The following is a 14,018-nucleotide window of genomic DNA, read 5'->3' as shown; positions in this document are numbered from 1 at the left end:
CTGACAACTGACCACTGACCACTGACAACTGACAACTGACCACTGACAACTGACCACTGACCACTGACCACTGACCACTAGCTATCCCATTTTCGGGAAATTCAAGTGCCATTCCTGTAAGTTATTCAGACCAACTCCACAAGTAAGGTCATACTGCAAAGGAGTTATAGTAATGTAATTGTCGCGAATTGCTTTCACGTCAGTGGGAATGTCGGATGGTAGATGGGGTTGCGTTTGTGGTTCTAAATCCTCCTTTAATTCTCCAGTTAACCAATAGTAAGTTTTGCCACGGGGATCGACCCGTTTTTCAAACACATCGAAATAGCGACGAACCCCTTGACGAGTAATGGTAACACCTGCTAGAGCATCCCACTTCACCGGCGGCACATTCACATTCAGCAACATCAACTGAGGTAAAGGCTGTTGCGCCAACTGTTCCAGTAGCATACAAGCAAACTTAGCCGCCGGTTCAAAATCTCGGCAGGCGAAACTGGTAAGACTAAAAGCAATACCGGGAATACCCTCAATCACACCTTCCATCGCTGCTGAAACCGTGCCGGAGTAAAGGATATCAGTACCTAAATTCGATCCTTGGTTGATACCGGAGATCACATAATCTGGGGGACTATCCAGCAAAGCCCACAGTCCCAATTTTACGCAATCAGAAGGAGTTCCCGAACAAGCCCAAGCCTTGATAGAGGGATGGAAAATCGATTCTACCACTTCAGCGCGGATGGGGTCGTGAAGAGTTAAACCATGTCCCGTTGCCGATCGCTCTCGATCGGGACAAACTACACTGACATCATGCCCCACTTCTGCCAAGGCGTTCGCTAAAGCGCGGATACCTGCGGAAAAAATACCGTCATCGTTACTTATCAGTAATTTCATCAAATCAAATACTCTGCAATCCTGACATTTTCAATAATCCCGCCACTTTGATTGTGAGAGATTTGTGGTTAACGGATCTGACCCTAAACTACTTTTGTGGGATGGGCGAATCGTTTGTTTCTACCATATTTGGCTTGCACCACAAAAATTATATAGTAAAGTAAGTTGCTAGTTATATCATTAAGGTACGTAGTTGCGCTTTAGCGCAACTACGTACCCAGAAGAAAATTAGGTTAGTTGGAGTAGTTCACACTCATTAGCATAACCAAGAAATTATTGGTCCGATCGCCAGCCGGATTCATCCGTGGGGTGAATCCAAAATCGAAAATCCTAGAATCCAAAATCGAATGACGAATCAGCCGAACGATTTAGAGGCAAAACTAACAGCCCTCAAACAAGACGCGCAAAATGCGATCGCATCTGCCGAAACTCTTCCCCGTGTAGAAGAACTCAGAGTAGCCTACCTGGGGAAGAAAGGTCAATTGTCCCAGGTATTGGGAGGTTTGGGCAAATTATCGCCAGATGAACGTCCTCGCATTGGGGCATTAGCCAACGAAGTCAAGGAAGCCCTGCAAACTGCCCTGGATAAAAAACGGTCAGCCTTGCAAGCAGTGCAAATCCAAGCCCAGCTGGAAGCAGAAACTCTGGATGTCACCATGCCCCCAGTCTACCGTCCCCAAGGTCGGGTGCATCCCCTCAACAGCACAATGGATCGGGCGATAGATATTTTCGTCGGACTGGGTTACACCGTAGCCACGGGGCCAGAAATGGAAACCGACTACTATAATTTTGAGGCGCTGAACTTCCTGCCAGACCACCCAGCCCGCGATATGCAGGATACCATCTACCTGCCCGATGGGAATCTGCTGCGAACTCATACCTCAAACATCCAGATTCGCTACATGGAAGAAAATGACCCACCTGTTAGGGTTATAGCACCGGGGCGCTGTTATCGGCGAGATACGGTAGATGCCACTCACGCGGCTGTCTTCCACCAGGTAGAATTTTTTGCAGTTGATGAGGGGCTGACGTTCGCAGACCTTAAAGGCACAATTAAAGTATTTTTGCAACAGATGTTCGGCGAAGAAATGCCGATTCGTTTTCGCGCTAGTTATTTTCCTTTCACCGAACCATCCGCAGAGGTGGATATGCAGTGGAAAGGCAAATGGCTGGAAATCATGGGTTGTGGTACGATCGATCCAAATGTGCTGAAGGCTGTAGGTTACGACCCGGAAGTTTATACTGGATTTGCTGCCGGTTTTGGTGTAGAGAGAGTGGCGATGGTTCTTCACCAAATCGATGATATTCGTCGTTTGTACAGCAGCGATTTGCGCTTCTTGCGACAATTTTGAGAGGGGCTAGGGGCTAGGGGCTAGGGGCTAGGGGCTAGGGAAGAGGGAAATTTAAGATTTCAGATTTGAGATTGCAAATTTAAGTAAATCTGAAATCTGAAATCTGAAATTATTTGCAGTTATCGCAGTGTCCGCAGCGCATATTTTCTGCTTCTACCCCAAAGCCAAAGGCGCGTAACAAAAATTGCCAGCGACACTCGCGGGTTTTCAGGTAGCGATTCATCTGCTGTACGGCATTGAATTGTGTCGAATCTTGGGTTTGCGCCTGCTTCTGAATGATATAATTAAATGGGTCTTGCCATTCTAGCTGACCTGTGCTATGCAGTAGAGATAAAGCTGTCGTCCCTTCGGGGAACTGACGGGCTATTGTATTGATTTCTCCTTTGGGAGGTAGTTTGCGAATTAGCTGCTGGGCTTCTCGTTGTTGCGATCGCACTTTATCTTCAAAAAACTTCTGACGTTGCTTATCCTCTGAATCTAACCACCCAGTTGGCTCACTCATCAATAATAAAGCATCAGATGGTTTGCCGTCTCTACCCGCACGTCCAATTTCCTGGACATATTCGGATAGCAGCAATGTGGGATGAAAGTGAATTACCCAACGGACATCCGGTTTATTGATACCCATACCGAATGCAGAAGTGCAAACCACAAAAGGAATTTTCCCAGAAATCCAATCTGCTTCAATACTCCGACGTTGGTCTGGACTCAGCCCTGCATGATAAGCTGCTATATTATAACCTTTCTCTTTTAACCAGACAACTAAATTTTCACTATCTCGCCTAGTGCGAACATAAACTAAACCATCTTGTTGCGGTCTTGCCTGAATAAACTTTAGCAATCTTTGCTTGCGTCCGCGTGGTGTCCAAGCAATTTGAATTTTGAGGTGGAGATTTTGGCGATAAGGGTTGAGGCGAAAGACTTCTGGCTGTTGTAATTGTAAGACTTGCTGGATAGTTTTTTGGGCTGTGGGGTCGGCGGTGGCGGTGAAAGCTGCGATCGCAATTTTAGTTCCCGGTGGTTTAGATTTAAGGAGGGCCGATCGTACCGCACCCAAACGCCGATAAGCAGGACGAAACGTATCACCCCACTGTACCAAACAATGCGCCTCATCCAAAATCAACCCGTTAATCATTAACTGCGGTTGACACAACTTTTCCCACACTGGCGGACTTAGTAAAGTTTCTGGCGATACATACAACAATCTTAACTTTTGTTGTTCCAAAGCAAGAAGGGTTTGTTTCCGTTCCTGAGATGGTAATTCGCTATGCAGTAACGCCGCTGGCAATTTTCGCTCACGCAATTCTTGCACCTGATTTTCCATCAACGCCACTAACGGCGAAATCACCAGCGTTAACCCCGTTTGCAATAGTGCTGGCAGTTGAAAGCAAATCGACTTTCCCCCACCCGTAGGCATGATAATCATCGCATCCCGTTGTGACAGCAAAGTGCGAATAATTTCCCCTTGCGGTGGACGAAAATCATCATATCCCCAAATTTTTTGGAAGGCGGCGCGAACTTGATTCGCTGATGTGGGATCATAATAAAGCATTTTGGATTTTGGATTTTGGATTATCGTCCGAACATTCGCTTTAATAAACTGTAGTTTCGTTTGAGCCACATTAGCTCTTCAAGGGGGAGATTATTAGCACTATCATATATAGTTGTAACAGAATCTTTTGTAGTCTTAAACTCTGCTTTAACAGCCTGTAATTCTGTTTGGGCGGCATTAGCAACGCTTTCCACAGTAGCGACTTTAGCCTGAGCCTCATCAGCAACTTTTTGGGTAATGGCGAGGCACTCCTTAGTAGCCTGAAACTCTGCTTTAAGAGCCTGTAATTCTGTTTGGACACCATCAGCAACACTTTCCGCAGTAATCACTTTAGCCTGAGCCTCATCAGCAACTTTTTGGGTAATTATAAGACTCTCTCTTGTAGCTTTAAGCTCCTGCTTCAGCGCGTCTATTTCTCTCTGATAACTCTGAAAACCCGCTTTCATGTTTTGAAATTCTGCCTGATTATCTTCGCGAGTTCGCCGTAATTCTGCGATCGCTCTTTCATATACACCCAAAGGAGTTTTCCAATCATCAGCACCAGGTTTACTCATCGCCACTAACCTCTTTGTACGAAAAAATAAATGTTTGTTGAAAGTTAGGAATTTATATTTGTAATTCTCGACGGGATAAAAGAAGCCTTACTCTATCTTCTACTCTTCCCTTATCAACTCCTAAAATATGAACAGTAGATGGTAAATGTCCTTCAGATGCAATGATATCGAAAGTTAATTCATCATATTTAATCCAGTTATTGTTGACGCGCCAGCCAACGCGATCGCCTAAAGTATTCTCCACCTCAAAATTATTGTTATTTGCTACATTTATATTCTGCCATATTTGCTTTTGAACGCTAAAACCAAAACGTCCATTACTGTATTCTACCCAAAGCCTGTTAATAATGCGAAGATCTTGCCAGGGAAATTGCTCTATTTCTCCTCGATCTAGCCAGCGCCAACCATCTCTGTTTCTATTAGAGATCTTAACCATAAATTTTAGCGTTTCCTCATCGGCTTTTCTCCACTCTCTATGTGCTAATAAATTTCGCAATTGGGTGTAATCTTTACCTGTTACAGGGGAAACTAGCATCAATTCATCTGATAATTTAGAGACTTGCGCTCGCAAATCTGAAATAGACTGAATAATCTGACTTTTAAAATCATCCTCTTGACTAGATGCGGTATTAATTAGCGGTAATTTAGCTAATTGATCTTGCAGTTTACTGACAATTTCAATAAGTTGAGGATTGCTATTTTGGTTATTATTCATAAGCTGTTTCAAATTTTCTAGTTCTTTATGAGCAGAATTAGCCTCTCTTTCCGCGTCCGCAACTCGATGTTGAGCATCGCTGGCAATTTTTTGAGTAATTAGAAGTGCACCTTTGGTTTTTTCTAAATCTGCTTTGAGGCTTTCTATCTTTACCTGAGAATTTTCTAATTCTGTTTTCAGATTTGAGAGTTCCCCTAGAGAAACTTGCATCTGTCTGAGGTTTTGCATTTCTGCCTGAATTTCTTCGCGTGTTCGTCGTAATTCAGCGATCGATCTTTCATATACACCCAATGGCGTTTTCCAGTCATCACTACCAGTTTTCATTATCTTCACCCCTAACAAACCTAATAAAATTTTAAGAACCCCTTACCGAAACCTATCTAACTAATTGTCATTACTATCGGTTAACAATGCTTGTCTTATTGAAGGCTTCAGCATCGGAACATTAGAATCATACGCTTTGAAAGTATCATACCAAAACTCCGAAAGCACTCCATATTTAAGCCAATCATCCACAGCAATTCTTTTCAATATAGGCGCATTTCGCACTAACGCCGCCATCCTAGCCGCATTTAATTGCAATTGTCCGTAAATCTCTACTACCTTCTCAATAGGTGTATTCTCATCTAATTTACTCAATTCATAACATTCCGCTAATCGATAGAGATCTATATCAGAAATTTGATTACCAAATTTCCAATGTATATTAAGTCGCCGTTTACATTTATCAAATGGCCCGGGCAAAGCATGATCTAAATATCTTTGTAAAATTGTATTAACTTTCTCAATTTTACCTTCTAAAACTTCGTCAATTTCCCGAATTAACTTATCTACTAAATAATTCGCATCTACAAACAATTTATTTTCCAAATCCTTAACTTTCAATAAAGCTTTATCAACTCTATAATTAGTAAATTCCAGTGCTTCCATTACCGCCAGCGAAATTTGGTTAATCCGATTTTCTAAATAAGCATCTGTTTGACTAAGAGTTGCTCTTACATCTGCCAAAGTTTCTTGCCGCAGCAAATCAATTTTTTCCAAATTTTGCCTTGCTTTCTCATCAGCCTGAGCCAGCAAAGACTCAATATCAGCTTTCGTTTTATTTTCTAACTCTTCAATTTCTAATCTAGATTCTTTAATTCTTTGTTGAGCTATATAGTCTAACTTATCAGCCAAAGGGGATAATCGCTCATCAAACAAGCGATCTATTTCTTCTCCGCTAGCTTTTACAAAATTACATGAAACATCATTAGCCGCACGTTCTAATTTTTTGACATAGCCGCCAAATATCCATCCCAACATTTTTATCCACCCTTTGACAGATGCAGTCGTCTTGCATATCCATCTCATATTTTACCACTTTTGGCTGTAAATTAGTCTAAAATTTAATTACGACTCAATAAAGAATATAAAGATTGTTAAAGTTCGATCGTACTGTCAAGGACAAGATCTTACCTGTAGAGAAGATATTGAAAGAGATCCGGATTATTTTTCCGGCAAACATACGAACGATCGTACAATCGGTAAAGTTTAATGAATATTGTTTAAATTTATGATAATATTAAACTTGTACTTTTTTATCTAAATAAGGCGATCGAACATGATAAATGTAAATTTTAATTTAGCAAGTTTGTGTGGGATAATATATTTACTATGGGGCATAGTTTATATAATATTAGTATTAACTCTTATATTTAGACGTACCACAAATATAAATGATTCATCTCGGCTTATATATGTAATTCAAGCAATAGTTTTTCCATTTTTCTTCTTAATCATTAGCCCAATCCTAATTGTGTATGGCTGGCGCTTCGATCCAATTATGCAATTCGGACAATTTTTCCAAACAGTGTTAGTAATTTACATTAGTATTAAAGAGCTGTTGATGACGTTCAGCAGAAATAGATGAAATTGGTTTCACTTTGTAGAGTTTTTTGGCGATCGTTCAAGGATAATTATTAGGATGATCGGTCACCAATCCTTCTGTCTCGGCAATATTGATGAGCCGATCGTCCGCAGTAACAAAAATCAATTCAATATCCGGCATTGTAGCGAAAAAAGATTGGACGCGCCTATGATGCCAATTGGACAGCATCATAGGCGCGTAACGGATATTGAATGACCAATTGACCCGCAATTTCAATCAGCATTCGATCGACTTCGATGACTCGGTATTGGTTCTCGAAGTCTTCGCGAAAGCCTTGCAAAACTAAGTCAAAATCATCGACAGACAGACTCCCTTCCCGTCGGCGACGAGACAGAGCGCTGAGTACCTCCACCCAAGTTATCTGAGCAATAGCTACATCATTGCCTGTCGCCGAATCGGTAATGGATTTAATCCAATTGCTTCCCGTTTCAGCAACATAGCGTTTTACCAAAGCGCTGGTATCGAGAAAATAGGCATTTACCACGGGCCGCGATCCTCGATAATTGTTTCTGAAAGAGGCTTACCCTCGATTTTTACCAGTTTTCTAGTTTTTTGACGCTGTGCTAGTTCGGCCCGATCGATTTGACCGCGTTTCGGTGAAATACTTATCTTTCCTTGGTCAACGAGTGACCCAAGCGCCTCCTCTAGCTCATTTTTTGGCTCTTCCGAAGCAACTTCTGGCACAACTTGCAGTCGCACGCTTTGACCTTCACTCAAAGATACAGGATTTATGGGGTGCAAAACGCCGTTTTCGTAAACCGCAATAATAATTTCAGACATGATTTTGGTATTTAAATAACTAAAACTATTTTAATAATCAGAAACCCGGTTTCTCTGACAATACCTTCACCATTTCTTTGTAGGTTTGGCCCTTGTGAAGCGAAACCCAACGCATTTGCCCTAGTTTCGTACCTCAACCCAACCTACAAAGCTAAGAAACCCGGTTTCTCTGAGAAACCGGGTTTTTTATTTACACTCCCTTACCCACAGCAGTAGCCGAATTTTCGTCTTTCCTCTGCAACGCTGCATAGAGACGATTCAGCGCATTCACATAAGCTTGAGCGGAAGCGACGATGATATCCGTATTAGCAGAGTGACCCGCGAAAATTCGCTCTTCATGTTTCAAGCGAATTGTTACTTCCCCAATCGCATCAATTCCCGCTGTTACTGACTGTACGGAAAATTCAATTAGCTGATTAGGCACATTCACTACGCGGTTAATTGCCTTGTAAACGGCATCTACTGGCCCAGTGCCGATCGCAGCATCAGTCAGTTCCTCACCTTCTGGCGTTCTCAACGTTACCGTTGCTGTCGGACAAGCGTTGCTACCACAAGAAACCTGTACCAATTCTACGCGGAAAAGTTCTGGAGCTTGTTGAATTTCGTCATTAACGATCGCTTCCAAATCCCAATCAGAAATTTCTTTCTTCTTATCCGCTACATCTTTGAACTTGACGAATGCCTTATTTAAATCGGTATCTGAAAGTTCAAATCCCAACTCTTTCAGGCGTGCGCCAAAAGCATGGCGACCGGAATGTTTGCCTAGCACAATTTGATTGTTTGTCAAACCAACCAATTGTGCATCCATAATTTCGTAGGTCAGCTTATTCTTCAGCACACCATCTTGGTGAATCCCAGATTCGTGTGCAAAAGCATTCGCTCCGACAATGGCTTTATTTGGTTGCACCAACATTCCCGTCAAGTTAGAAACTAAACGAGAAGTCTTATAAATCTGGCGCGTATCAATATTCGTTAGCGGTTCTTCTGACTCAACGCTACGTCCCAAGAAGGGATTATAGTACTGCCGCCGCACGTGAAGTGCCATCACCAATTCTTCCAGGGAGGCATTCCCAGCACGTTCGCCAATGCCGTTGATCGTGCATTCTAACTGCCTTGCGCCATTCTTCACGGCTTCGAGGAAGTTAGCAACAGCCAATCCCAAATCGTTGTGACCGTGAACAGAAATAACCGCCTTATCGATATTGGGAACGTTTTCCTTAATGCCGCGAATCAAATCCCCAAATTCGCTGGGAGTCATGTAACCAACGGTATCGGGAATATTGACAGTTGTGGCACCAGCTGCTATTGTCCGCTCTAATACTTGGTAAAGAAATTCTGGCTCGGAGCGTGCGGCATCCATTGGGGAGAATTCTACATCATCGATGAAGGATTTGGCATAGGTGACCATTTCTTCTGCGATCGCCAATACCTCTGTCCGCGTTTTCCTCAATTGATATTCCAAGTGAATATCCGAAGTAGAAATAAAGGTGTGAATTCTGCCTTTTGCCGCTGGTTTTATCGCTTCTGCTGCTGCTTTAATGTCTGCTTTGATGGCCCTTGCCAAACTACAGATAATTGGGCCATCTTCTGTCCCTACTGTCTGGGCAATCTTCTGCACTGCCTCAAAATCTCCAGGGCTAGCATAGGCAAACCCCGCTTCAATCACATCAACTCCCAGACGAGCCAACTGCCGCGCTATGATCAGCTTCTCGTCTACATTCAGGGTCGCTCCGGGACACTGTTCGCCATCTCGGAGCGTGGTATCGAAAATAATTATGCGGTCTGTTTGAGTTTTCATAACAGGATTACCTGACTTTGGAAAAATGAACGAAGGATTTTTGAATGAGTGACTTTTGCCTAGCGGAACTAGGTATTTTGGTTTTGACAACTAATAGTCAATTTTCTCGATGTGTTCGCGAATATCATTCAGGTCAATATAGCGATCGGTGGCATTTCGTAGTTCCCTCGCAATCATTCCTTCCGTTGAAACCACTGTAATATGCGTATTTTTAGAACGTAAAAGTTCAATGGCGCGTTCAAAATCACCATCGCCACTGAACAGCACGACCTTATCATATTGATCTACCGTGTTGAACATATCAACTACGATTTCAATATCTAAATTCGCTTTTTGTGAGTATCGACCCGAACTATCGTCATAGTATTCTTTGAGAATCTTCGTGCGAACGGTGTAACCCAGACTAATCAAAGCATCCCGGAATCCCCGCTGATCCTGCGGGTCTTTTAAGCCGGTGTACCAAAACGCATTTACCAACGTTGTATCTGGTTCGCTAGTGAAGTATTGCAAAACTCTTCGCGGATCAAAAAACCAGCCGTTTTTTTGTTGTGCGTAGAACATATTGTTCCCGTCTACAAAAATAGAAAGACGGTTCATTGAGTAAGCCATAGAAACTTAGACCTAAAAGTAGTTGAAAAGAATTTAATTGGAATACTCAATTATAGCAAATTCTGCTTTAACAAAGCCAATAACCTTTATTTTACTTGTTTGTCAAGCCTTTAGATAAACTTTTTCAAGCGATGAAATTGTCTATATTAATTGAGTTTCCTTGGCCTCCTAGACTTTGACGGGTTTGGCAGTGGACTAACGATATTTTTTTAATGTACCTTCAAAGTTAAGTTATTTGAAGGCTAGTTAGCCATACCTTTGTTCCTTTTCCTCCTTTAGACGTATTTACTTAGAATATCATCTACCCTTGGGGTAGCTTCGATAAAGCATTATCGGCATTCTGCTCCCATTAACGACTACTGCCTGGGCTAGCTTCAGCTTACCCAGGAAGTAACTTGACAAAAATGACAAATTACCGATCGATTTTCGTAAATGATAGCGAATGTCAAAAGGAGAGTTTGCCATGTTAGCTTTTATTAAAGCAGTTTACTAGCTTCACGTACAGACCTGGGATAACAGGGGGTCTTGTCTGGCTTTTTGAGCCGTCTGTGCTTAGTCTTAGTATCACAGTATCTTCAGGTGCATAAATGACTCAAAGCACTGATATAGCTAGGGCTAGGGGCTAGGGTTGAGGGAAGAGAGAAAAGGGTTACTGAGTAAAAAATGAAAGGTGAGAACTAAGAGTTGGAGTTGTCCTAACCGACGAGAGCGGTTGCTATAACTCAACCAATCATTACGTACACATCGGCAATTTGGTTTACATCCAGGATAGACAAGCACAGAAAGTGGGATTAGATCAGGTTAGGACAGAAAGTGCGTGCAGGTCAAGAATCGGCTGCACGATCGCGATTCGCCTATGCCGTTGATACAGTTACGGTCGAATAATGGTCTTTAAATCGAGTTACCAGTTTACCCGCAGCCTACAGGGGGAAATATTTTAGGGATAAGATTGAATTGCATTGCATCTACAGTAGCCGAAATACAGGGGCTCCAGTCCAGAGAGGTGGTGTCCTTGGAAATCAGAGTTCGATCGCTCTGGGCGCCCAAAAGCTCGCCTACTCAAGGCAGCCGTTTTTTTTCCGACATGGGCAACTTCACAAGCCTCTCATCCCAGCTAGGCCCGAAGCCCCTAGTAGAATAACTCAATATTTATTTCAATGCAACGGTAGTAGGTAGGCGGTAGGTTTATTTTACCCATGACCCTCTCAAACCATCCGATCGACTACCCCATACCTGGGTGGATGTAAGGTAAAGCGTTCCAGACATACACTTAGGTGCTTAATTTAATTTTCGAGGCAGCTTATGGCATCAGAACCCTCATTGCCCACAACGAACCGACAGACTTCTGCTGCGACTCGTGCCAACAGAACAACGAAATCGACGGCATCGGCTGGCCAGTATAAGCGTCTGGCTCGCTTAAGCCATATCCTGATCGGGGTTTGGGCATTGGCCGCAGGACTAGCTACAGCTGCCAATTCGAGACTGGTTCAAAAGATAGAATACAACACGCAAACCCTGTTTTTTGAACTCCGGGGGCCAATTGCACCTCCAAACGACATCGTAATCTTGGCAATCGACGATGATTCTTTGCTCCAAGGCAGAGAAATTTATCCAACAGATCCCAAAAAATATGCTTACTTGGAGCCGCTGAAAGGATGGCCTTGGAAAAGAGCCGCCTACGCCCAAGTTATCGATCGCCTGATGGCAGCAGGGGCGCGTTCTGTTGCCGTGGACGTTGTGTTTGATACAAAAAGCCGCGATGGAGCCGCAGACGACGATCGGTTACGACAGACGTTACAGCGCTATGCGGGTCGTGTGACTTTAGCCGCTTGGTACGAAGAGATCGAGACGCGGCAAGGCTCCTCAACCAAGCTGGCGTCGCCTCACTCCGGCTTGTGGACAGAACCAATGTCTATTGGCTCGGTTAATTACCTGCTTGAGCCCGATGGCAAAATTCATCGCTTTGCCACCGAATACACAAAGGTATTACCAGAGAAATACAAAAGTGAGATGCAGGGTTATGATTCCTTGCAACTAAAAATACCTTCCTTTGATTTTGATAAGGCGGCGCTGCAAGCAGCTCGCTTAAGTTATCCGCAACCTCAAGGAGATCATCTTTACTTCTACGGTTCTCCTGGCACATTTAAGGCCATTCCCTTCTGGTATGTGCTAGATCCTGGTAGCTGGAACACCGTTCGAGAACAGTTCAAAGACAAAATTGTGTTGATCGGGCCAACTGCCAGCGAGTTGAACGATTTTCATAAAGCACCCTTTTCCCAAAGCTGGATATATTCTCAGCCGATGTCAGGCATTGAAATTCATGCCAATGCGATCGCCACCTTAATGCAGGGTAAAGCGATCCGACAAGCAATTCCCAACTCACCCATCCGAGGTTTCTTAGTCTTCGCGGGAGTTCTGGGCATCGGAGTTTTCTTGGGCCGCAAAAAACTAGCCTTAAATCGTTTCGCTTGGGCAATGGGAATCGCCTTAGCGTGGGGAAGCATTAGCTACTTCACCTTTATTTACAGTCAGCTAATTTGGCCCACAGCAGTACCAGTAATAGCGATCGTCCTGAGCGGCTTCTCCTACCTCACAACCGAAGCAGCCAGTCAAAAAATCAAAAAACTAGAACTACGCCAGATCTTAAAGCGCTATGCAACTTCACCAATTGTTCAAGAAATTCTCAGCCAACAGGACGACCTACAAGACTTACTCCCCATCCAAAACACAGACACATCCAACAAAATAATTGGTAACCGCTACCAAATTATCAAAGTTTTGGGTGCCGGAGGATTTGGCGAAACCTATATAGCCCAAGACAGTCAGCGCCCCGGCAAACCTTTGTGCGTTGTCAAACATCTCAAACCTGCCACCAACGATCCCAAACACTTGGAACTCGCCAGACGCTTATTTCCCAGAGAAGCAGAAGCACTAGAAAAACTAGGTCAACACAAACAAATCCCTCAGCTTCTTGCCTACTTTGAAGAAGGCGACCAATTTTATATAGTCCAAGAATTTATTGCAGGCCATTCTCTAGAACACGAATTACTACTAGGCAAACAACTCCCCGAAGCCCAAGTTATCCTGATGATGCTGGAACTATTAGAAATCTTAGAATTTGTCCACAGTCACAGTGTCATCCACCGAGATATCAAACCCAACAACATCATTAGAAGAGAGTCAGACAACAAACTTGTGCTGATTGACTTTGGTGCCGTCAAAGAAATTAACACACAACTGCTTGAAAGTGACAGTCAAAGTCGCTTTACAGTAGGAATTGGCACCCAAGGTTATGCCCCTCCCGAACAATCCGCCGGTCGTCCACGACCAAATAGTGACATTTATGCAGTCGGAATAACTGCCATTAAAGCCCTGACCGGACTATCACCAAATCAGTTACAGCAAGACATTAAAACGGAAGAAATCCTCTGGAAACATAAGACACAAATCAGACCTGAACTGGCGGTAATTATCAGCAAAATGGTGCTATACGACTTTCATCAGCGATATCAATCTGCATCAGAAGTCAGAGAAGCACTGCTAAAGTTAACCCAATTTTATTATAGTGATTCTTTGTCTTTGACCCCTCAGCCGATCGATAGCATATCTTCAGAGGAATATGACACTCCTACAAAAGCCTGGTTAGAAGAATCTGAAACCCTTTATCCTTTGGAAGAGACTGAAGGATACAAGAATTAGAGTAGTAAAATTCGACTTTTATAGCAGGAAATCTTACCTTTAAGATTGGTCATCTGAAAGCGATAATTTATAGCTAGGGACTAGGGGCTTTCTTGCTAGGGACTAGGGAAGAGGGAAGAGGAAAAAGCTTGACGAAGTAAGGGA

12 protein-coding genes are annotated in these 14,018 nt (G+C 43.2%); 3 read left to right on the top strand and 9 right to left on the bottom strand.

Annotated features, from left to right (window positions below):
* Positions 1-81 precede the first annotated feature (81 nt).
* Positions 82-888: a 5'/3'-nucleotidase SurE gene (gene surE, locus LAY57_RS32735; RefSeq protein ID WP_249071370.1), complete on the bottom strand. Its 807-nt coding sequence runs from the start codon at positions 886-888 to the stop codon at positions 82-84.
* A gap of 347 nt (positions 889-1,235) precedes the next feature.
* Between surE and pheS the strand changes: the two genes are divergently transcribed.
* Positions 1,236-2,240 carry a phenylalanine--tRNA ligase subunit alpha gene (pheS, locus tag LAY57_RS32730; RefSeq protein WP_249071369.1) on the top strand — a complete coding sequence of 335 codons (1,005 nt, stop codon included), beginning with the start codon at positions 1,236-1,238 and terminating at the stop codon, positions 2,238-2,240.
* A 109-nt stretch (positions 2,241-2,349) separates the two neighbouring features.
* Here pheS and LAY57_RS32725 read toward each other — a convergent pair whose 3' ends face one another.
* From LAY57_RS32725 to LAY57_RS32710, 4 genes are read right to left on the bottom strand one after another with little or no spacing between them, the layout of a single operon-like run.
* Complete coding sequence (locus LAY57_RS32725; protein WP_249071368.1) at positions 2,350-3,792, bottom strand: RecQ family ATP-dependent DNA helicase; 1,443 nt, start codon at positions 3,790-3,792, stop codon at positions 2,350-2,352.
* A 20-nt stretch (positions 3,793-3,812) separates the two neighbouring features.
* Complete coding sequence (locus LAY57_RS32720; RefSeq protein ID WP_249071367.1) at positions 3,813-4,346, bottom strand: hypothetical protein; 534 nt, start codon at positions 4,344-4,346, stop codon at positions 3,813-3,815.
* Positions 4,347-4,398: 52 nt separating this feature from the next.
* The gene (locus LAY57_RS32715) at positions 4,399-5,385 is read right to left on the bottom strand and encodes a GUN4 domain-containing protein (RefSeq protein ID WP_249071366.1); all 987 of its coding nucleotides are present in this window, start codon (positions 5,383-5,385) and stop codon (positions 4,399-4,401) included.
* Between the two features lie 60 nt (positions 5,386-5,445).
* Entirely contained in the window at positions 5,446-6,363 is a 918-nt protein-coding gene (locus tag LAY57_RS32710) for a hypothetical protein (protein ID WP_249071365.1), read from the bottom strand.
* Positions 6,364-6,661: 298 nt separating this feature from the next.
* Here LAY57_RS32710 and LAY57_RS36740 point away from each other — a divergent pair, with 298 nt between their 5' ends.
* Entirely contained in the window at positions 6,662-6,970 is a 309-nt protein-coding gene (locus LAY57_RS36740) for a Ycf66 family protein (protein ID WP_420839174.1), read from the top strand.
* Between the two features lie 163 nt (positions 6,971-7,133).
* Here the strand turns inward: LAY57_RS36740 and LAY57_RS32705 are convergent, their stop codons facing one another.
* The 4 genes from LAY57_RS32705 to labA all read right to left on the bottom strand — a co-directional run bounded on the left by LAY57_RS32705 (position 7,134) and on the right by labA (position 10,175).
* Positions 7,134-7,472: a type II toxin-antitoxin system VapC family toxin gene (locus tag LAY57_RS32705; RefSeq protein WP_249071364.1), complete on the bottom strand. Its 339-nt coding sequence runs from the start codon at positions 7,470-7,472 to the stop codon at positions 7,134-7,136.
* A complete protein-coding gene (locus LAY57_RS32700; protein ID WP_249071363.1) occupies positions 7,466-7,768 on the bottom strand; it encodes an antitoxin family protein in 303 nt (100 codons plus the stop codon). Before LAY57_RS32700 ends, LAY57_RS32705 begins: the two co-directional genes overlap by 7 nt.
* Positions 7,769-7,958: 190 nt before the next feature.
* Positions 7,959-9,566, bottom strand: coding sequence for a 2-isopropylmalate synthase (locus LAY57_RS32695; protein ID WP_249071362.1), 1,608 nt, complete (start codon positions 9,564-9,566; stop codon positions 7,959-7,961).
* A 90-nt stretch (positions 9,567-9,656) separates the two neighbouring features.
* Positions 9,657-10,175 carry a low amplitude/bright protein LabA gene (labA, locus tag LAY57_RS32690; protein WP_249071361.1) on the bottom strand — a complete coding sequence of 173 codons (519 nt, stop codon included), beginning with the start codon at positions 10,173-10,175 and terminating at the stop codon, positions 9,657-9,659.
* Positions 10,176-11,477: 1,302 nt separating this feature from the next.
* Here labA and LAY57_RS32685 point away from each other — a divergent pair.
* Positions 11,478-13,874: a serine/threonine-protein kinase gene (locus LAY57_RS32685; protein WP_249071360.1), complete on the top strand. Its 2,397-nt coding sequence runs from the start codon at positions 11,478-11,480 to the stop codon at positions 13,872-13,874.
* Positions 13,875-14,018: the final 144 nt, after the last annotated feature.

Source organism: Argonema antarcticum A004/B2 (assembly GCF_023333585.1).
GTDB lineage: Bacteria > Cyanobacteriota > Cyanobacteriia > Cyanobacteriales > Aerosakkonemataceae > Argonema > Argonema antarcticum.
The sequence above is the reverse complement of the archived record's forward strand: the minus strand, read 5'-3'. Positions and strand labels throughout refer to the sequence as shown.